At 74.5% G+C, this 19,612-nt stretch carries 17 protein-coding genes; 14 read left to right on the top strand and 3 right to left on the bottom strand.

Annotated features, from left to right (window positions below):
• Window positions 1-242 precede the first annotated feature (242 nt).
• The 7 genes from rpsB to IEY75_RS10245 all read left to right on the top strand — a co-directional run bounded on the left by rpsB (window position 243) and on the right by IEY75_RS10245 (window position 7,820).
• The gene (gene rpsB / locus IEY75_RS10275; protein WP_189114042.1) at window positions 243-1,169 is read left to right on the top strand and encodes a 30S ribosomal protein S2; all 927 of its coding nucleotides are present in this window, start codon (window positions 243-245) and stop codon (window positions 1,167-1,169) included.
• Window positions 1,170-1,253: 84 nt separating this feature from the next.
• The gene (gene tsf, locus IEY75_RS10270) at window positions 1,254-2,081 is read left to right on the top strand and encodes a translation elongation factor Ts (RefSeq protein ID WP_189114041.1); all 828 of its coding nucleotides are present in this window, start codon (window positions 1,254-1,256) and stop codon (window positions 2,079-2,081) included.
• A 223-nt stretch (window positions 2,082-2,304) separates the two neighbouring features.
• Window positions 2,305-3,000: a UMP kinase gene (gene pyrH / locus IEY75_RS10265; RefSeq protein ID WP_229789555.1), complete on the top strand. Its 696-nt coding sequence runs from the start codon at window positions 2,305-2,307 to the stop codon at window positions 2,998-3,000.
• A 50-nt stretch (window positions 3,001-3,050) separates the two neighbouring features.
• Window positions 3,051-3,608 (top strand): ribosome recycling factor, encoded by a 558-nt coding sequence (frr, locus tag IEY75_RS10260; protein ID WP_189114039.1) that lies wholly within the window; start codon window positions 3,051-3,053, stop codon window positions 3,606-3,608.
• 4 nt (window positions 3,609-3,612) lie between these two features.
• Window positions 3,613-4,875, top strand: a complete 1,263-nt coding sequence (locus IEY75_RS10255; RefSeq protein ID WP_189114038.1) for a phosphatidate cytidylyltransferase — start codon at window positions 3,613-3,615, stop codon at window positions 4,873-4,875.
• Between the two features lie 357 nt (window positions 4,876-5,232).
• Window positions 5,233-6,363: a dual-specificity RNA methyltransferase RlmN gene (gene rlmN / locus IEY75_RS10250; RefSeq protein WP_189114210.1), complete on the top strand. Its 1,131-nt coding sequence runs from the start codon at window positions 5,233-5,235 to the stop codon at window positions 6,361-6,363.
• Window positions 6,360-7,820, top strand: a complete 1,461-nt coding sequence (locus tag IEY75_RS10245; RefSeq protein WP_189114037.1) for a DivIVA domain-containing protein — start codon at window positions 6,360-6,362, stop codon at window positions 7,818-7,820. The genes rlmN and IEY75_RS10245 overlap by 4 nt, the downstream gene beginning before the upstream one ends.
• Window positions 7,821-7,907: 87 nt before the next feature.
• On the opposite strand, the gene IEY75_RS10240 is transcribed toward IEY75_RS10245, so the two are convergent.
• Window positions 7,908-8,114 carry a DUF2631 domain-containing protein gene (locus tag IEY75_RS10240; RefSeq protein ID WP_229789512.1) on the bottom strand — a complete coding sequence of 69 codons (207 nt, stop codon included), beginning with the start codon at window positions 8,112-8,114 and terminating at the stop codon, window positions 7,908-7,910.
• A gap of 246 nt (window positions 8,115-8,360) precedes the next feature.
• On the opposite strand from IEY75_RS10240, the gene IEY75_RS10235 reads away from it, so the two are divergent.
• The 7 genes from IEY75_RS10235 (at window position 8,361) to IEY75_RS10205 (ending at window position 18,424) form a co-directional block, all read left to right on the top strand.
• Window positions 8,361-9,911: a Rieske 2Fe-2S domain-containing protein gene (locus IEY75_RS10235; RefSeq protein WP_189114035.1), complete on the top strand. Its 1,551-nt coding sequence runs from the start codon at window positions 8,361-8,363 to the stop codon at window positions 9,909-9,911.
• Window positions 9,912-10,013: 102 nt separating this feature from the next.
• The gene (locus IEY75_RS10230) at window positions 10,014-12,164 is read left to right on the top strand and encodes an MMPL family transporter (protein ID WP_189114034.1); all 2,151 of its coding nucleotides are present in this window, start codon (window positions 10,014-10,016) and stop codon (window positions 12,162-12,164) included.
• 115 nt (window positions 12,165-12,279) lie between these two features.
• Entirely contained in the window at window positions 12,280-13,458 is a 1,179-nt protein-coding gene (gene dxr / locus IEY75_RS10225) for a 1-deoxy-D-xylulose-5-phosphate reductoisomerase (protein ID WP_229789553.1), read from the top strand.
• 43 nt (window positions 13,459-13,501) lie between these two features.
• A complete protein-coding gene (locus IEY75_RS10220; protein WP_189114032.1) occupies window positions 13,502-14,746 on the top strand; it encodes a M50 family metallopeptidase in 1,245 nt (414 codons plus the stop codon).
• Window positions 14,747-14,771: 25 nt separating this feature from the next.
• Window positions 14,772-15,944 (top strand): flavodoxin-dependent (E)-4-hydroxy-3-methylbut-2-enyl-diphosphate synthase, encoded by a 1,173-nt coding sequence (gene ispG, locus IEY75_RS10215; RefSeq protein WP_189114031.1) that lies wholly within the window; start codon window positions 14,772-14,774, stop codon window positions 15,942-15,944.
• A gap of 106 nt (window positions 15,945-16,050) precedes the next feature.
• A complete protein-coding gene (locus IEY75_RS10210) occupies window positions 16,051-16,887 on the top strand; it encodes a GNAT family N-acetyltransferase (protein ID WP_189114030.1) in 837 nt (278 codons plus the stop codon).
• A 310-nt stretch (window positions 16,888-17,197) separates the two neighbouring features.
• Complete coding sequence (locus tag IEY75_RS10205) at window positions 17,198-18,424, top strand: radical SAM protein (RefSeq protein ID WP_229789511.1); 1,227 nt, start codon at window positions 17,198-17,200, stop codon at window positions 18,422-18,424.
• Between the two features lie 28 nt (window positions 18,425-18,452).
• On the opposite strand, the gene IEY75_RS10200 is transcribed toward IEY75_RS10205, so the two are convergent.
• On the bottom strand, window positions 18,453-18,944 hold the full coding sequence (locus tag IEY75_RS10200; protein WP_189114028.1) for a PLAT/LH2 domain-containing protein: 492 nt from the start codon (window positions 18,942-18,944) through the stop codon (window positions 18,453-18,455).
• Between the two features lie 145 nt (window positions 18,945-19,089).
• A complete protein-coding gene (locus tag IEY75_RS10195) occupies window positions 19,090-19,596 on the bottom strand; it encodes a hypothetical protein (RefSeq protein WP_189114027.1) in 507 nt (168 codons plus the stop codon).
• Window positions 19,597-19,612: the final 16 nt, after the last annotated feature.

Genomic DNA, 19,612 nt, shown 5'->3' with positions numbered 1-19,612 from the left:
TGGCGACCGTCCATGGATGGTCGCCCGTCGGAGCGGCGTTCCGCCGCGTCACCGGCCGGGCACGGCCTGCCGGAGTCGTACGAATCGACCGTCCCGACGCAATTCGCGCGCCTTCCCCGTTGCTCGGCGACGGTGGCGGCGGCCTCCCTGGTCCGCGCACGCGCGGCCCGCGACGGCTGACGACCAGGCGCCAGGGCGGGGCCGACCGGTCCCGTACAACCAGGGATTCGAGGAGTTACCCCATGGCCGTCGTGACCATGCGTCAGCTACTGGAGAGCGGTGTGCACTTCGGGCACCAGACCCGGCGCTGGAACCCGAAGATGAAGCGCTTCATCTTCACGGAGCGTAATGGCATCTACATCATCGACCTGCGCCAGACGTTGGAGTACATCGAGAAGGCGTACGCGTTCATCCGCAACACCGTCGCCGACGGCGGGACCATCCTGTTCGTCGGTACGAAGAAGCAGGCGCAGGAGGCGATCGCCGAGCAGGCCGCGCGCGTCGGCATGCCCTACGTCAACCACCGCTGGCTCGGCGGGATGCTCACCAACTTCCAGACGGTCTACAAGCGGCTCCAGCGGATGAAGGAGCTGGAGGCCCTCGGCGACCTCTCCGGCACCGCCGCCGGCTACACCAAGAAGGAGACGCTCCAGCTCTCCCGCGAGAAGATCAAGCTGAGCCGCACGCTCGGCGGCCTGCGGGACATGCAGCGCACCCCCTCCGCCGTGTGGGTCGTCGACACGAAGAAGGAGCACATCGCCGTCGACGAGGCGCGGAAGCTGAACATCCCGGTCATCGCGGTACTCGACACCAACTGCGACCCCGACGAGGTCGACTTCCCGATCCCGGGCAACGACGACGCGATCCGCTCCGCCGAGCTGCTGACCAGGGTCGTCGCCGCCGCCGTGGCCGACGGTCTGATCGCGCGCTCCGGCAAGGGCGGCCGCGGCGGCCAGGAGAAGCCCGAGGCCGGCGCCGAGGAGCCGCTGCCCGAGTGGGAGCGCGACCTGCTGGAGAAGACCGCCGAGGCCGCCGCGACGGAGGCCCCCGCCGCGACGGAGGCCCCCGCCGCGACGGAGGCCCCCGCCGCGACGGAGGCCCCCGCCGCGACCGAGGCGCCCGCCGCCGCGGTCGCCGAGCCGGCCACGGCCAGCGCCAGCGCCGAATGAGTGTCGCCGGTGGGCGGCGCGGGTCGCCGCCCACCGGTCACCACCGACCTGACCCAGAAGTCTGACAAACCTGAGAAGAGAGTCATGGCTAACTTCACCGCCGCGGACGTCAAGAAGCTCCGCGAGCTGACCGGCGCCGGGATGATGGACTGCAAGAAGGCGCTGGACGAGGCCGCGGGCGACGTCGAGAAGGCCGTCGAGATCCTGCGGATCAAGGGTGCCAAGGACGTCGGCAAGCGGGCCGGCCGCACCGCGGCGAACGGCCTGGTCGCCCACTCGGGCGGCGCGCTGCTCGAACTGAACTGCGAGACCGACTTCGTCGCGAAGAACGACGAGTTCATCGCGCTCGCCGACCGCCTCGTCGCCCAGGGCGTCGAGAGCAAGGCCACCGACGCGGAGAGCCTGCTCGCCGCGCCGTTCGAGGGCGGTACCGTCGCCGACGCCGTGCAGGCGCTCTCGGCGAAGATCGGCGAGAAGCTGGTGGTGAACCGGTTCGGCCGGCTCGACGGCACGGTCGCCGTGTACATGCACCGCAAGAGCCAGGACCTGCCGCCGACCGTCGGCGTGCTGGTGGAGTACGCCGGCAGGACCGACGAGGCCGGTGACGCCGACGCCCGCGCGACGGCGATGCAGATCGCCGCGATGCGCCCGCGGTACCTGCGGCGCGAGGACGTCCCGGCCGAGGTCGTCGAGTCGGAGCGGCGGATCGCCGAGCAGACCGCCCGCGAGGAGGGCAAGCCCGAGGCCGCGCTCTCGAAGATCGTCGAGGGTCGCACCAACTCCTTCTTCAAGGACTTCGTCCTGCTGGAGCAGGCGTCGGTCGCCGACCAGAAGAAGTCGGTGAAGCAGGTGCTGGCCGACGCCGGCATCGAGGTCACCAACTTCCTGCGCTTCGAGGTCGGCCAGGCCTGACCCGGTCCTCGGGTCACACGTTCGAGGTGGGGCGGGGGTCGCGGGTGTACCGGATGGGCGCCGCGGCCCTCTCGTCACATATGGTCCTCCGGGGCGCCCCGGCGCCGCGCGGCGGGCCGACGGCGCGGGGTAGACAGGAAAGGCAGGTCAGATGGCGGTGACGGCGGAGGAGACGGCCCCCGCGGCGAGGCGGGTGGCGCAGCGGCGCAGCCCCGCGCGCCGCGTGGTCCTGAAGTTGTCCGGCGAGGTGTTCGGCGGCGGCCGGGTGGGTGTGGACCCCGACGTCGCGCAGGCCATCGCCCGCCAGATCGCCCTCGTGGCCCGCACCGGCATCCAGGTGTCGGCGGTGATCGGCGGCGGCAACTTCTTCCGCGGCGCCGAACTCCAGAAGCGCGGCATGGACCGCGCCCGCGCCGACTACATGGGGATGCTCGGCACCGTCATGAACTGCCTGGCCCTCCAGGACTTCCTGGAGAAGGAGGGCATCGAGACGCGGGTCCAGTCGGCGATCCACATGGCGCAGGTCGCCGAGCCGTACATCCCGCGGCGGGCGATCCGGCACCTGGAGAAGGGCCGCGTGGTGATCTTCGGTGCCGGCGCCGGGATGCCGTACTTCTCCACCGACACCGTCGCCGCCCAGCGCGCTCTGGAGATCCACGCCGACATCGTGCTGATGAGCAAGAACGGCGTCGACGGCGTGTACACCGCCGACCCCAGGACCGACCCGACGGCCCGTAAGCTCGACGCCGTCACCTTCGGTGAGGCCCTGCGGCGGGAACTGCGGGTCGCGGACGCCGCCGCGTTCAGTCTCTGCATGGACAACGGCCTGCCCATGCTGGTCTTCGGCGCCGAGGGCGAGGACACTATCGTCCGCGCCCTGCGTGGCGAGCAGATCGGCACCCTGATCACCGCGGCCTGAGGCCACGGACCCGCGCATCCCCCGACTGGTAGAAGGAGGCGAGACGAGCTGTGATCGACGAGACGCTGCTCGAAGCCGAGGAGAAGATGGACCGCGCCGTGGACTTCGCCAAGGAGGACTTCGCCTCGGTCCGCACCGGCCGTGCCACGCCTGCCATGTTCTCCAAGATCATGATTGACTACTACGGCGCCCCCACCCCGCTGCCGCAGATGGCCTCGGTGGGCATCCCCGAGCCGCGGATGGTGCTCATCAAGCCGTACGACGCCAGTCAGCTCGCGGCGATGGAGCGCGCGATCCGCGACTCCGACCTCGGCGTGAACCCGAACAACGAGGGCAGCCAGCTCCGGATCAACCTCCCTCCGATGACGGAGGAGCGGCGCCGCGAGATGACCAAGGTCGTCAAGCACAAGGGCGAGGACGCCAAGGTCTCCGTCCGCAACATCCGCCGCAAGGCCAAGGAGGAGCTCGACCGGATCGTCAAGGACGGCGAGGCGGGCGAGGACGACGGCCGGCGGGCGGAGAAGGAGCTGGACGACCTGACCCAGCGGTACGTCGCCACCATCGACGAGCTGATCAAGCACAAGGAAGCCGAACTGCTAGAGGTGTGACCTGATGTTCGCCGACCCCACCGACCCCGGCGGCGGCTCCGCGGTCGGGGGTCGGCGTTCCCGCCGCCGGGCCCGGCACGCCGCCGCCGAGCCGGACGACGTCCGACCCGCGGACGACTGGCCGGATCCGCTGCCGGATGCCGGCCGGGCCGAGCCGGCGTGGCCGGCGGACGCCGCGAGCGCCATCGACGCGGACCCGCCGACGGGGTACCCGCGCCGGCACCGCCGCGCCGCCGAACCGGACCCGTGGGCCGACGGTGACGCCGCCCCCCTCGACGTGGCTCAGGCGCCGGGCGCGGAGTCAGCCCGGGACGCGGAGTCGGCCTCAGACACCGAGTCGGGCTCAGACACGCGGCGGTCCGCGCGCACGGAGCCCGCCGCAGGCGCGCGGTCCGCGCCAGATGGTCAGCCGGCGCCCGAGGTCGACCGGGCGGGCGGCCGGCAGCGGCGCCCGGGCCGTGGGTCCGGCCGCAACCTGCCCGCGGCGATCGGCGTCGGCCTGCTGCTCGGCGCGCTGGTACTCGGCTCGCTCAGCCACCCGCTCCCCTTCGCCCTGGTCGTGGCGGCGGCGGCCGCCGCCGGGGTGTGGGAGATGGTCCGGGCGCTGGGCGTCGCCGGGCTGCGGCCGCCGCTGGTGCCGCTGCTGCTCGGGGCGGCGGTCATCCCGGTCCTGGGCTTCCTCGCCGGCTCCGACGGCCTGGCCGGCGGGCTGCTGGTCACCGTGCTCGCGGCGATGATCTGGCGGCTCGGCGACGGGCCGGAGGGGTACGAGAAGGATGTCGCCGCCGCGGCGCTCGTCGCCGTCTACGTACCGTTCCTGCTCGGCTTCGCCGCGCCGCTGGCCCACGCGCAGGACGGGATGCACCGGGTGCTGCTGACGCTGGCCGTGGTGGTCCTGTCCGACACCGGCGGCTACGCGGTGGGCGTCCGGTTCGGGCGGCGGCGGATGGCGCCGACGGTGAGCCCGAAGAAGTCCTGGGAGGGCTTCGGGGGCTCGCTGCTGGCCGCCGGTCTGGGCGGGGCGCTGCTGGCCTGGGCGCTGCTGGACCTGGCGCTGTGGCGGGGGTTCGTCTTCGGGGTGCTCATCGCGGTCGTCGCCGTGTTCGGCGACCTGGCCGAGTCGATGATCAAGCGCGATCTCAAGGTCAAGGACATGAGCAACCTGCTGCCCGGCCACGGCGGGCTGATGGACCGCCTGGACTCGATCATTTTCGCGGTGCCGACCGCGTACCTGCTGCTGACCGTCCTCGCGCCGGTCGCCGGCTGACCGCCCGGCCCGGGACGGCCGCCGCCTGCCGCGCCGCGGCGGACGTGCGAGACTGGTGAGACCATGACTGCGCAACCTCTGTCCGCGACAACCGTGCCTGCGACAACCCTGTCCGCAACAACCCTGTCCGCGGCGGGTCTGTCCGCGACAACCCTGTCCGCGACGGGCCTGTCGGGATCGGCCCGTACGTCCGACCCTGCGCGCGAGTCCGGCTCGTGTGGTTCCGCGGACGGCCGGGGCGTCGTCGTGCCCGGCCAGCCCACCGGCGCGGCCGCCGACGGCGCGGGAGTCGCCCCGCAGGCCCCCGAGACCCCGCACGCCCCCGAAGCCCCGGAGACCCCGGAGGTTCGGCGGGCCCTGCCGGTCGTCGACTTCGGCGCCGGCCGGCGCGGGCGGGCGGCCCTGCCGCCGGTCCACCTCGCGGACCTGGACCTGCCCGGCCGCCGCGAGGCCGTGGCCGCCCGCGGCCTGCCCGGGTTCCGGGCGAACCAGCTCTCCCAGCACTACTTCGCGCGGTACGTCCGGGATGTCGCCGAGATGACCGACCTGCCGCCCGCACTCCGTGCCGACCCCGCCGCCGCGCTGCTCCCGCCGCTGCTGACCGCGCTGCGGGAGCAGGTCTGCGACGGCGGCGCCACGCGCAAGACCGTGTGGCGGCTGCACGACGGGGCGCTGGTCGAGAGCGTGCTCATGGGGTACGCGGACCGGGTCACCGCCTGCGTGTCCAGCCAGGCCGGCTGCGGCATGGCCTGTCCGTTCTGCGCGACCGGCCAGGCGGGGCTGACCCGCAACCTGTCCGTTGCGGAGATCGTTGACCAGGTCGTCCACCTGGCCGCCGTGGCGGCGAGCGGGGCGGTGTCGGGCGCGCCCGCCCGGCTGTCCCGCGTGGTGTTCATGGGGATGGGTGAGCCGCTGGCCAACTACGCCCGCCTGGTCCAGGTGCTGCGCCGGCTGACGGCCCCGGCGCCCGAGGGCCTCGGGCTGTCCCAGCGGCACCTGACGGTGTCCACCGTCGGACTGGTGCCGGCGATGCGGAAACTGGCGCAGGAGGGCCTGGCGGTGACGCTCGCGGTCTCGCTGCACGCCCCGGACGACGCACTGCGCAACGAGCTGGTCCCGGTGAACCAGCGCTGGGCGGTCGCCGAGGTCCTCGACGCAGCCTGGGACTTTGCCGCCCAAACCGGCCGCCGGGTCTCCATCGAGTACGCAATGATCAAGGATGTGAACGATCAGCCGTGGCGCGCGGACCTGCTCGGCGCGCTCCTGGCCGGCCGGCTCGCCCACGTCAACCTGATCCCGCTCAACCCCACCCCGGGGAGCCGGTGGGACGCCAGTGCCCCGCACGTCGAGCGGGAGTTCGTCCGCCGGCTGCGGGCGGCCGGTGTGTCCACCACCGTCCGCGACACCCGCGGCCGGGAGATCGACGGCGCCTGCGGCCAGCTGGCCGCCGCTGAGACCACCGGTCGTGAACGAAAGGCGGCACAGTGACCAGTCAGGGGCAGCGGTTCCGCCGGCGGGCACTCCGCCGGGGGTACAAGGTCGACGAGGTCGACGGCTTCCTCGACCGCGTCGAGGCGACCCTCTCCGGCGCGGAGTCCGACGCCCCGGTGTCCGCCCAGGAGGTCCACGACGTGGTCTTCCGGGTCCGGTTCGGCGGGTACGACGAGTGGCAGGTCGACCTGCACCTGGACCGCGTCGAGCGGCAGCTCGCCGAGCGCGAGGAGTCCGGCGGGCGCGTGGTCTCCCGCGACACCGACCTCGGCCGGCCGGCCGGCCGCGGCGAGCCCCGGCGGGACCCGGAGCGGGCGGCCGCCGCCGCGCGCCCGGGGGAGGGCAACCGCGAGGCGTACGCCGGCCGCTACGACGGTCCGCCCGGCGCCGGCCGGGAGCCGGGCGCCTTCGCCGGGCGCGGCGGCGAGGACCGGGGGTACGGCGACCGCGACGAGCCCGGGTACCCGCCCAACCAGACGTTCCCCGGCCGGGGTCTCGGACGGCACGGCAAGGCCGAGATGACCAACGAGATGCACCGCCTGCCCGAGCGCGAGGACCCCCGCTACGGGGAGCCGCCGCCCGGCGCCCCGTACGGCGGCCCGGCCCGCCCGGAGCCCGCCGGCCCGCCGGTCGGGTACCGCGACCGGGAGCAGACCGGCCCGCCGCCGGGCTACGGCGACCGCGCGCCGGCCGGCCCGCCGCCCGGCTACGGAGACCGGGGCCGGGAACCGGCCGGCCCACCCCCGGGCTACGTCGAGCGCGACCGCGACCGCGGCCCCGCCGGACCGCCCGCGGGGTACGGCGACCGCGGTCCCGCGGGACCGCCGCCGGGGTACGGCGACCGGGACGCACCGCCGTCGCGCTACGGCGAGCGCCAGCCCGCCGGCCCGGGGCCCTACGGCGGCGGCGACCCGTCCGGCTACCCCGAGCGCCCGCCCGCCGGCCCGCCGCCGGGCTACGCCGAGCGCGACCCCGCCGGCCCGGGCCTGGGCCGGCCGCCCCGCGCCGAACCCGGTTACGGCCAGGACCCCCAGGAGCCCGGCGGCTACGGCCGCGGGCGCCCGGAACCCGGCTACCCCCCGCCGGGCGGCGGGTACGGCGGCCGTCCCGAGCCCGGCTACGGCGGTCCGGGGCCGGGCGGTCCGGGGCCGGGCGGCGGATTCGGCGGTGCCCCCTCGGCCGGCCCGCCGGGCGGGGGACTGCCCCCGGCCGCGCAGCGGGTCGACGCGCTGCGCCGGGGGTTCCAGCCGCGGCGGTTCGGCAGCGGGTACGACCCGGCCGAGGTGGACCGGCTGTTCGAGGGCATCATCTCGGCCCTGGCCGGCCGGGGGCCGATGCCGGCCAGCCCCGGGGAGCTGGAGCGCGCGCGGTTCGGCCTGGTGCCCGGCGGCTACTTCGAGGCGGAGGTCGAGTCGGCGCTGCGCGAGGTCGGCGACATCCTGCGCCGCTTCTGACCGGCCCGCCGGGCGCTGCCGGGCCGCACCCGGCACCCGCCCCACGGGGCGGGTGCCGCCGGGGTGCGCGTCGGCGGTCGGCGTGTGTCAGTCGCGCAGGCCGGCGCGGTGCATCGCGGCGTCGACGACGACGGCGAGGACCATCAGGCCGGCGATGACGTACGAGACGTAGTTCTCGACCCGGCCCTCGTGGTTGCCGAAGGCCGCCATGAGCACGATGATCGCCGCGGAGACGACGGCGCCGATCCGCAGCCACTTGCGGTTGGTCGGCTTGTGCTGGTCCGGTGCGGTCACGGGAGCGTTGCCAGCCACGGGCGTCCGGCCCTTCCACTCGTGCGCCGTCCCCGCTGCCGCCGGGCGGCGGGGCGCCGGGCGGGTGGGGCGCCTGGGGCGCGTACGTTCGGTCGCCGCCAAGTCTTCCATGCCCGTGCGGGGGACACGCCGGCAGTCCGGATCCGCCGCCCCGGCCGGCCGTGCCGGCGCCGCGGCCGGGTGGGATAGTCGTGCGGAGTACCCGCCACGGCCGAGGGAGAACAGACGGTGCGGATCACCGGAACCGGGCACGCCAGTCTGCGCATCGACACCCCCGCGGGGAGCATCCTGACCGACCCGTGGGTGAATCCCGCGTACTTCGCCTCGTGGTTCCCGTTCCCGGACAACGCGCAGCTCGACTGGGAAACCCTGGGCCAGGTCGACTACCTGTACGTCTCGCACCTGCACCGGGACCACTTCGACGCCGCGCACCTGCGCCGGTACGTCAGCAAGAAGGCCACGGTGCTGCTGCCGCAGTACCCGACCAGCCAGCTTGAGGACGAGCTGCGCGAGCTGGGCTTCACCCGGTTCCTGCGCACGGTCTCCGACGAGGTGCACGAGCTGGACGGCGGCCTGAAGGTCATGATCCAGGCGTTGATCAGCCCCACCGACGGGCCGATCGGCGACTCGTCGCTGTGGGTCGAGTACGACGGCGTCCGGGTCCTGAACCAGAACGACGCCCGCCCGACCGACCTGGTCCGGTTCGCCGAGCTGGGGCACGTGCACGCCCACCTGCTCCAGTTCTCGGGCGCGATCTGGTACCCGATGGTCTACGAGCTGCCGCAGGCGGCGAAGACGGCGTTCGGCAAGCAGAAGAAGGACCGGCAGTACGACCGGACCTGGCGGTACATCGACGACCTGAAGGCGTCGTGGGTGTTCCCGATCGCCGGCCCGCCCTGCTTCCTCGACGACGACCTGTGGCACCTCAACGACATCCACGGCGACGAGGGCAACATCTTCCCCGACCAGGCGGACTTCGTCCGGGAGTACGCCAAGGTCGGCGGCGACAACGCCGTGGTGCTGCTGCCCGGCACGGTCACCGAGCTGACCGCCGACACCTGCGGGACGACGCAGCCGGTGCCCTCCGTCGAGGGGTTCTTCGCCGACAAGAAGGCCGTGCTGGAGGAGATGCGCGACCGCAAGCGGCCGGTCATCGAGGCGGAGAAGGCGTCCTGGCGGCACCCCGAGATCGACGTCCTGGCGGCGCTCCGCAAGCGGATCGAGCCGCTGCTGGAGGAGTCGATCTACATGGCGAAGGGCGTGGGCGGCCCGGTCCGGTTCGACCTCACCGACGAGGCCGGCGAGGTGGTCGAGTCGATCGCCGTGGATTTCCCCGCCAAGGTGGTCCGGCCGGCGCAGCCGGGGGAGAAGGTGCGGTACCGGTTCAGGACGGGCCGGTCGCTCGTCGAGCACCTGATCCACGTCGACGAGGGGGACTGGGTCAACTCGCTGTTCCTCTCCGCCCGGTTCTCGGCGGCCCGGATCGGCCAGTACAACGAGTTCGTCTACTCCTTCTTCAAGTGTCTGTCCGAGGAGCGGCTCCAGTACGCCGAGGGCTGGTACGACGAGCACGAGCGCAGCACCGACGCGGAGGACATCACCCTCGACGGCTGGCGGGTGCAGCGCCGCTGCCCCCACCTGAAGGCCGACCTCACCCGCTTCGGCGTGGTCGACGGCGACGTGCTGACCTGTCAGCTACACGGGTGGCGGTTCGACCTGACCTCCGGCCGGTGCCTGACCAGCGTCGGCCACCGCATCCGGGCGGACCGCCAGGCGTAGCCCCGGGCCGCGGCGGGTGTCGCGGCGGCGCGCGGTCGCGCGCCTGATTAGCTGTGCGGTACCGCCGCGCGCTGCGGCTCGGTTTTCGATCGTGGGGGTGTCATGTTCGCCTGGTGGGGGCGCGTCGTGGTCCGGCTGCGGTGGCTGGTCCTGCTGGCCGGGCTCGGGGTGGCGGTGCTGGGCGGCACCTGGGGTGCGGGCCTGTTCGACCACCTGACCAGCGGCGGCTTCTTCGTCGCCGACAGCGAGGCCAACCGGGCGCGGGAGCGGATCACGGCCACGTTCGGCGACCAGGGCAGCGACCTCGTGGTCCTGTACCGCGACCCCGCGGCCACGGTGGACGCGCCGCCGTTCCGCCAGGGCGTCGCCGCCGCGGCCGCGCGGCTGCGCGCGCACCCGGACGTGCGGGAGGTCCGCAGCGCCGTCGAGGCGCCGCCGGGGAGCCCGGCCGCGGCCGCGGCGGCGCGCCTGGTCTCCCGGGACGGACACGCCACCATCGTCGTGGCGCAGCTCCGCGGTCCGGGGGAGGACGCGAAGCTGGCCGCGTACGCGCGGGTCCGGGCGCTCGCGGACGTGCCGGGGCTCCGGACGGACGTCGGCGGCCTGGTCGGCTTCCAGTACCAGACCAAGGAGCGCTCCACCCAGGACCTGACCCGCGCCGAGCTGTTCTCGGCGCCGGTACTGCTGGTCATGCTCCTGCTGATCTTCCGTGGGCTCGTGGCGGCGACCACCCCGCTGATCATCGGCACCCTGGCCGTGCTGGGCTCGTTCGCCATGGTGCGGGTGCTCGCCACCTTCACCGACGTGTCGATCTTTGCGATCAACGTGATCACGCTGCTCGGGCTCGGCATGGCGGTCGACTACGCCCTGTTCGTGGTCAGCCGGTTCCGCGACGAACTCGCCGCCGGCCGGGACGTGCCCGCCGCCGTGGCCCGCACCGTGGCCACCGCCGGCCGGACCGTGATGGTCTCCGGGCTCACGATCGCGCTGGCGCTGGCCAGCCTGTTGATCTTCCCGCAGTTCTTCCTCCGCTCGATGGGGCTGGGCGGGATGTCGGCGGTGCTGATCGCCATGTTCGGCGCCCTGACGGTCCTGCCCGCCCTGCTCGCCGTGCTCGGCCACCGGGTGAACGCCCTGCGCCTGCCGCTGGGCCGCCGCCGGGCCGCCCCGGCCGCGCCGGGCCTGGCCACGACCGGCGCCTGGGCCCGGATCGCCAGCAGCGTCATGCGCCGGCCGGTCTGGTACGCCGTCGGCGTCTCCGCGGTCCTGCTGGCGCTGGCCGCGCCGACGCTGCGGATGACCTGGGGCGGGTTCGACGAGCGGATCCTGCCGGTCGGCACCGAGGCCCGCACGGTCAGCGACACGCTGCGCCGCGACTTCCCCGACGGCGGCTCGGACAAGATCCAGGTGGTGCTGACCGGCGTGCCGCCGGCCGGGGCCGCGGCGACGGCCACGCGCCTCGCGGCGCTGCCCCCGGCCACCGACGCGCAGGTGGTGGCGGCCCGGGACGGCACGACGCTGGTCGCGGTCAGCTACCCCGGGGAGGCGACGGACCGGGACACCCAGCGGCTCGTCCGCGACCTGCGCGACCTGCCCCCGCCGGCCGGGGGGACCATGCTGGTCGGCGGCCGGACCGCCAACGACGTCGACGTCCTGGACGCCCTGCGGGAGCGACTGCCCTGGATGGCGGTGCTGATGGCCGCCGCGACGTACGTGCTGCTGTTCCTGGCGTTCGGCTCGCTGCTGCTGCCGCTCAAGGCGGTGCTGATGAACCTGATCTCCATCGGCGCCTCGTACGGCGTCATGGTGTGGGGCTTCCAGGACGGCCACCTGTCCGGCCTGCTCGACTTCACCTCGACCGGCTTCCTGGACCCGACGAACCTGATCATCATGCTCGCCGTGCTGTTCGGCCTGGCCACCGACTACGAGGTCTTCCTGCTCTCGCGCGTGCGCGAGGAGTGGGACGCCACCGGCGACAACACCCTGGCCGTGGCCCGCGGCGTCCAGCACACGGGCAAGATCATTACGGCGGCGGCGCTGCTGCTGATCCTCGTGGTGGGCGGCTTCGCGGCCGGCAGCATCACGATGATCAAAATGGTCGGGGTCGGCATGATCGTCGCGATCGTGCTGGACGCCACGCTGGTGCGGATGCTCCTGGTGCCGGCCACGATGCGGCTGCTCGGCCGCGGCAACTGGTGGGCTCCCGGCCCGCTGGCCCGCTTCTACGCCCGGTACGGCATCCGCGAGTCCTGAGCGGGTGCCGCCGGCTCCGCCCGCCTGCCGGGCGCCGACCGCGCGAGGCGCCGGGGTGCCGCCGGGAGCGATCGGCGAGAATGGCGCGGTGACACAGGATGCGCCGCGCCGGATCGTGCTGCTCGGGTCGACCGGCTCCATCGGCACCCAGGCCCTCGACATCGTCCGCCGCCACCCCGACCGGTTCCGCGTGGTCGCGCTCGGCGCCGGCGGCGGCAACGTCGGCGCGCTCGCCGCCCAGGCCCTGGAGCTGGGCGTCGAGGTGGTGGGCGTCGCCCGGGCCAGCGCCGCCCAGGACCTCCAGCTCGCCTTCTACGCCGAGGCCGCGCGCCGGGGGTACGCAACGGGTGCGTTCGCCGTACCGAAGATCGTCGCCGGGCCGGCGGCGATGACCGAGCTGGCCGGCTGGCCCGCCGACCTGGTGCTCAACGGCGTGGTCGGCTCCCTCGGCCTGGCGCCGACCCTGGCCGCCCTGCGCGCGGGTGCCACGCTGGCGCTGGCCAACAAGGAGTCGCTGGTGGCGGGCGGCCCGCTCGTGCGGGCGGCCCTGCGCCGGCCCGACCAGATCGTGCCGGTGGACTCCGAGCACAGCGCGCTGGCCCAGTGCCTGCGCGGCGGGCGGGCCGCCGAGGTCCGCCGGCTGGTGCTCACCGCCAGCGGGGGGCCGTTCCGGGGCCGCGGCCGGGCCGCGCTCGCGGACGTGACGGTGGCGCAGGCCCTGGCCCACCCCACCTGGGACATGGGACCGGTCGTCACGCTCAACAGCGCCACCCTGGTGAACAAGTCGCTGGAGGTCATCGAGGCGCACGAGCTGTTCGGCACCCCGTACGACGACATCGCGGTCGTGGTCCACCCGCAGTCGGTGGTGCACTCCATGGTCGAGTTCGCCGACGGGTCGACGCTGGCCCAGGCCAGCCCGCCGGACATGCGGCTGCCCATCGCGCTGGCCCTGGGCTGGCCGGACCGGGTGCCCGACGCCGCCGCGGCGGTGGACTGGACGGCCGCCCACACCTGGGAGTTCGCCCCGCTGGACGACGCCGCCTTCCCGGCGGTGCGGCTGGCGATGGCGGCCGGGCGGGAGGGCCGCTGCCGGCCGGCGATCTACAACGCCGCCAACGAGGAGTGCGTCGCCGCCTTCACGGCCGGACGGCTACCGTTCCTCGGCATCGTGGACACCATCGAGCGAACCCTCAGCCAGGCGCCCGACCTTGCCGAACCGAGTACCGTGGGCGATGTCCTCGCCGCCGAGGCCTGGGCCCGGAACCGGGCCAACGAGATCATCGCCGGCAAATGAGATCATCGACGCGATCGGTCCCGCCGGGTAGGTAGAGGGAGCTATGAAAGAGATCCTGGGCATTCTCGCCTTCGCGCTCCTCATCCTGGTGTCGGTGAGCCTGCACGAAGCCGGACACATGGCCACGGCGAAGATGTTCGGGATGAAGGTGACGCGGTTCTTCGTCGGCTTCGGCCCCACCCTGTGGTCGTTCCGCCGGGGCGAGACCGAGTACGGCGTCAAGGGCATCCCGCTCGGCGGCTTCGTCAAGATCGTCGGAATGACCGCCCAGGACGACGACGTCGAGCCGGGCGACGAGCGCCGCGCGATGTGGCGGTACCCGGTCTGGAAGCGGACGGTCGTCATGTCCGCGGGGTCGGCGGTGCACTTCCTGCTCGCCCTGGTGGCGACCTGGGCGATGGCGATGACCCTCGGCCTGCCCAACCGCGACCTGCCCGACGACCCGGCCGCGCTGCCGGCGTACGTGAAGATCTCCGAGTGCGTCGTGGTCGCCCACGACCCGGCCCGCTCCTGCCAGCCGGGCGACCCGGCCAGCCCGGCCGGCGCCGCCGGCCTGCGCGACAACGACCGGATCACCGCGATCGACGGCCGCCCGGTCGGCACCTTCGGCGACCTGCTCACCACCACCCGGACCGTCCCGCCGGGGCCGGTCACGATCTCGTTCGAGCGCGACGGGCAGCCGCGGACCGCGCGTGTGGACCTGGCCGCGGTCCAGCGCCCGCCGGCCGGGGACCCCGCGGGCGCCCCCCGCACCGTGTCGGCGATGGGGGTCGGCCTGACGCTGCCGCCGGGCACGAAGACCATGATCACGTACGGGCCGGGCGCCGCGGTCGGCGCGACGGGCGACTTCACCGGGTTCCTGGCGGGCAAGACCGTCGAGGCGATGAAGCGGTTCCCGGAGAAGATCCCGGCGCTGTGGACGTCCCTGACCGGCGGCGAGCGCGACGTGGACACCCCGATCAGCGTGGTCGGCGCCAGCCGGCTCGGCGGCGAGGCCGTGGCCCACGACGCGTGGGAGATGTTCCTGTTCCTGTTCATCTCGCTGAACTTCTTCGTCGGCCTGTTCAACCTGCTGCCGCTGCTCCCGCTGGACGGCGGGCACATCGCGATTAGCTGGTACGAGAAGCTGCGCAGCGTGGTGTACGCCCGGATCGGGCGACGGGACCCGGGGCGGGTCGACTACGCCAAGCTCATGCCCTTGACCTACGGTGTCATTCTGATCTTCGGGGCGTTCACGCTGCTGACCGTGGCGGCGGACATCGTCAACCCGATCACCATGTTCCGTTGAGGCACCAGTGAAGGTGGTTCCCCCCGTGAGCGCCGTCAACCTCGGCATCCCCCCTGTCCCGCCGCCGGCCCTGGCCCCCCGGCGGGCGACCCGGAAGATCATGGTCGGCCCGGTGGCGGTCGGCGGCGGCGCGCCGGTGAGCGTCCAGTCGATGACGACGACCCTGACCGCCGACATCAACGCCACCCTCCAGCAGATCGCCGCGTTGGCCACCGCCGGCTGCCAGATCGTCCGGGTGGCGGTGCCCTCGGCCGACGACGTGGAGGCGCTGCCGGCGATCGCCCGCAAGTCGCCGATCCCGGTGATCGCCGACATCCACTTCCAGCCGCGGTACGTGTTCGCGGCGATCGACGCCGGCTGCGCCGCCGTCCGGGTGAACCCGGGCAACATCAAGAAGTTCGACGACAAGGTCGGCGAGATCGCCCGGGCCGCCGCGGCCGCCGGTACCCCGATCCGCATCGGCGTCAACGCGGGCTCGCTGGACAGGCGCCTGCTGGACAAGTACGGCAAGCCCACCGCCGAGGCACTGGTCGAGTCGGCGCTGTGGGAGTGCTCGCTGTTCGAGGAGCACGGCTTCCACGACATCAAGATCTCGGTCAAGCACAACGACCCGGTCGTGATGATCCGCGCGTACCGGCAGCTCGCCGAGCAGTGCGACTACCCGCTGCACCTGGGCGTCACCGAGGCCGGGCCGGCGTTCCAGGGCACGGTGAAGTCCGCGGTGGCCTTCGGGGCGCTGCTGGCCGAGGGTATCGGCGACACCATCCGGGTCTCCCTGTCGGCGCCGCCGGTCGAGGAGGTCAAGGTCGGCCAGGCGATCCTGGAGTCGCTGGGCCTGCGCGAGCGGGGTCTGGAGATCGTCTCCTGCCCCTCCTGCGGGCGCGCCCAGGTCGACGTCTACACCCTTGCCGAGCAGGTGACGGCGGCCCTGGACGGCTTCCCGGTGCCGCTGCGGGTCGCCGTCATGGGCTGCGTCGTCAACGGCCCCGGCGAGGCCCGCGAGGCCGACCTCGGCGTGGCCTCCGGCAACGGCAAGGGCCAGATCTTCGTCAAGGGCGAGGTGATCAAGACGGTCCCCGAGTCGCAGATCGTGGAGACGCTGGTCGAGGAGGCGCTGCGGCTGGCCGACAGCATGGGCGCCGACCTGCCCGCCGACCTGCGCGACCTGGTGCCCGGCCCGCGGGTCACGGTCCACTGACCACGGGCGCGGCCGGCCGGTCCGCGGCGATCCGGGCGACTCCGGCCGACCGGCGCGATCTGTCGGACCAGGCGCATCCCCCGCCGGCCTCTGGCAGGCTGGACGGATGCTGACGGTACCGGTGCGCTCCCTCGGCGCGGGCGACCGCGCCGAGGCGTACGCGGTACTCGACCGGGACCCCCTCGGCGGCGCCCAGGTCGCCGAGCGGCTGACCCAGCGCGGCTGGCACCGCTGGCGCGCCGAGGGCCGCCTGCTCGGCTACGGCGGCCCGCGGCCCGAGGCGCTGTGCTGGGTCGGGTCCCACCTGATCCCCGTCTGCGCCGACGCCGCGGCGGTCGGCGCCTTCGGGGAGCTGCTGTCGGTACAGCCGCGCACCTGCGCCTCGGTCGTCGGCCGGGCGGACGCCGTCCTGGGCCTGTGGGAGCACCTGGCGCCCGCCTGGGGGCCGGCCCGCGAGGTCCGCGCCGACCAGCCGCTGCTGCTGCTGGACGGGCCGCCGGCCGTGGCGCCCGACCCGGAGGTCCGGCTGGTCCGCCGGGACGAGGCCGCCGTGCTGTTCCCGGCGGCGGTGGCCATGTACGAGGAGGAGATCGGTATGTCGCCGCTGGCCGACGACGGCGGCGCCGGCTACCGCTCCCGGCTGCTGGAGCTGATCCGCGCGCGGCGGGCGTACGCCCGGGTCGTCGACGGCGAGGTCGTCTTCAAGGCCGAACTGGCCGTCGTGACCGCCCGGACGGCGCAGATCCAGGGGGTCTGGGTGGCCCCGCCCTGGCGGGGCAAGGGCCTGGCCGCCCCGGCGATGGCCGCGGTCGTCGCCGACGCGCTGCACCGGGTCGCGCCCACCGTGAGCCTGTACGTCAACGGGTACAACACGGTCGCGCGGCGGGCGTACGAACGCTGCGGCTTCCGCACCGTGGGTACCTTCGCGACCGTCCTCTTCTGAGGGACGACCGTCCGGGGCGGCCGCTGCGCAGGCGCGCGGCCGCTCGTTACGTCCTGGGGCGATTGTGCGCGGTAGCGCGAAATCGGGTCCGCCGACCGGCCTGCGCCCGCGTCGCCGGCACACTGTCGGGACTGACGGCCGGCAACACCGACGAAGGCTCACACATGGCGATCCACCCGCACGCCGCGACCGATGCTCCACGGTCGGTCCGCGCCCGCAGGCCGGGCGACCCCGACGCGCTGCCGTCGGTCCCGTCGGGCCGCCCCGGCAGGTCGATCCGCCGTCCGCGGGGCGGGCGCCCGTGCCCGGGGTGATCAGCCGCCCGGCCCCGCGCGTGCGCGCCCGGACCCCGGTCGCCGCGACGGCCGCCCGCAGCGTGGACACCACCGTCCGCTTCGAGTCCTTCGGCGCGGTGGCCTACGTCGGCCGCCGCGACGACTTCTTCGCCCTGGACCGCGCGCACGCCGACCTGCTGCGCCGGCTGGCCGTCGGCGCCCGCCCGGTCCGCGCCGCCGAGGCGGCCCGGGTGCGGGCGCTGGCCGCGCTCGGGATCTGCGTCACGGACCCGCCGACGCCGCCGCGGCCGAACCAGGGCCGCTCGGTCCTCGGCCGGCTCGGCGAGCTGCCGCCGCTGACCCGGCCGCTGCTGGTCAACTGCTTCAGCACGGCCCACTGCCCGCTGCGCTGCGTCTACTGCCACGCCGACGACCTGATGATCCCGTACCGGGACACCGAGCGCGCCCGCGAGGTCGACGCCGTGGACCGCACCGCCACGCTGATCCCGGCCCTGGTCGCGGTCGTCACCGGCGGCGACCCGATCGTCGCGCCGGTCCGGGCGGCGCAGCTCATCGACCGGCTCAGCCGGCACAAGCGGGTGGTGCTGGACACCTCGGGGGCGGGGGACGTCGACCCGCTGCTGCCCGCCCTGCGCCGGGCGGGCGCGCACGTGCGGGTGTCGGTGGACAGCGCCGACCGCCGGGTGCACGACCGCGCGCGCCCGATCAACACCCGCTACCTGCCGCGCGGTACCAGCGCGTTCGACGCCGCCCACGCCACGCTGCGGCGGCTCGCCGAGGCGGACGTGCCGTGCAGCGTGCAGACGGTGGTCGGGCGGCACAACGAGGACGGCGACGCGCTGCGCCGGCTCCGCGACGACCTGCTGGACCGCGGCGTGCGGTACTGGGTGCTGCACGCCGCGGTCCCCGCCGGCAAGGCCGAGCGCCGGCCCGCCGTGCTGCCCGGGCCGGACGTCCTCGACCGGCTGCGCGAGCTGGTCGCCGAGTGTGTCGCCGCCGGCCTGCCGCTGGACATCCGGGTGACCGGTACCCACTCCGCCCCGCGGTCGGTCCTGCTGATCGACTCCCGCGGCCAGCTCTGCGTGCAGCGGGCCGACGGGCCGGGCAAGCAGGTGGTCTGGACCCCGGACCAGCGCCCCGACCCCGCCCGGATGCGCCAGCGGCTCGACGCCTGCGTCGACTGGCCGGGTCACGCCAGCCGCTACCTCAACGGCCCGCTCACCCCCGTGCCGGCGGGCTGACCGGTCTGGGCGCGCCCGGCCGGCCGGGTCAGGGGCAGGGGGTGGGCTCGCCGGGGCGCCGGTGCTGGAGCAGGCAGATGGCGTTGTCGGCCTGGCCCCTGGCCAGCCAGCGGTGGAACGCGAACCGGGCGTCATTGTCCTCGCCGGCCCGGTCCACCCGGATGTGCTCCAGGTACCAGCCGGGCTTCTTGCCGCGGTCGTCGTGCCGGATCCGCACCGTCAGCAGCCGGCCGAGCCGCACCGGCGTCCTGACCCGGAACCGGTCGGTCTGCCCGCGCTCGAAGTCGTCGTGGCCCTCGTTGTCGAGCCGGATCTCGGCGCTGCGGTCGTCGTCGCCGTAGAGGGTCAGGAACACGCCGGCACTGGTCCCGGCGTTCTCCCGGTCGCCCGTCCGGACGGTGACGTCGTAGGTGTAGGTGGGGCCGGCGAGCGCCGGCGCGGCCCCTCCGGCGAGGACGGCGGTGCCGGTGAGGACGGCGGTGCCGGCGGCGGCCAGCGCCGACCGGAGCGTGGTGTTCATCTGTCTCCCCTGGGGGTGTGTCGACCCGGCCGCGGGCAGCGGCCGTGCGGTCCACCCTCGTCGCCGGGGCGCGCACCGAACATCGGGGAAATCCCCACCCCGTGCCACCGGGCGGGGTCGTCGGCGGGAGGCGGTGCCGGTCCGGTCAGTCCCGGGTGTCGTGGGCGTGCCGGGTGGCGGCGTGCCGGATCTGGCCCAGGAGCCGCTCATGCCGGGCGTACCGCAGTAGCTGCGCCGGGCTGCGCCCGACGGTCTCGGTGGACACCTCGCGCAGCCACGCCTTCGCGTCGGTCGGGCGGTTGACGGCCGCGAAGATGTCGATCACCTCGACGGCGGTCTGCAGGCGCGCCAGCGCCTCCTTGCTGGCGGCGACCGCCGGCCCCGACTCGATCCAGCCGGACAGCTCGGCCGTGCCCGCCGCGCCGCTGACGTACGTCGCCAGCGGGGTGCCCAGCCACTCGCTGGTCTCGGCCAGCGCGGTGCCCAGGTCGTCGATGACCTCCACCGCGTGGTCGAACGCGACCGCCGAGGCGTGACCGTCGGTGACCGCCTCCTCGCCGGGGATGGGGTGCCGGCTGGTGTCGGGCTCGCGCACCCCGATGCCGTCCGGCGCGGCGCCGGGGAACGCCGGAACTTCCGCGCTGATCGTCATTGTCCGAGGTTAACCC

Origin of the sequence: Pilimelia terevasa (assembly GCF_014647915.1) — a bacterium.
In the GTDB taxonomy this organism is placed as follows: Bacteria; Actinomycetota; Actinomycetes; order Mycobacteriales; family Micromonosporaceae; genus Pilimelia; species Pilimelia terevasa.
The sequence above is the reverse complement of the archived record's forward strand: the minus strand, read 5'-3'. Positions and strand labels throughout refer to the sequence as shown.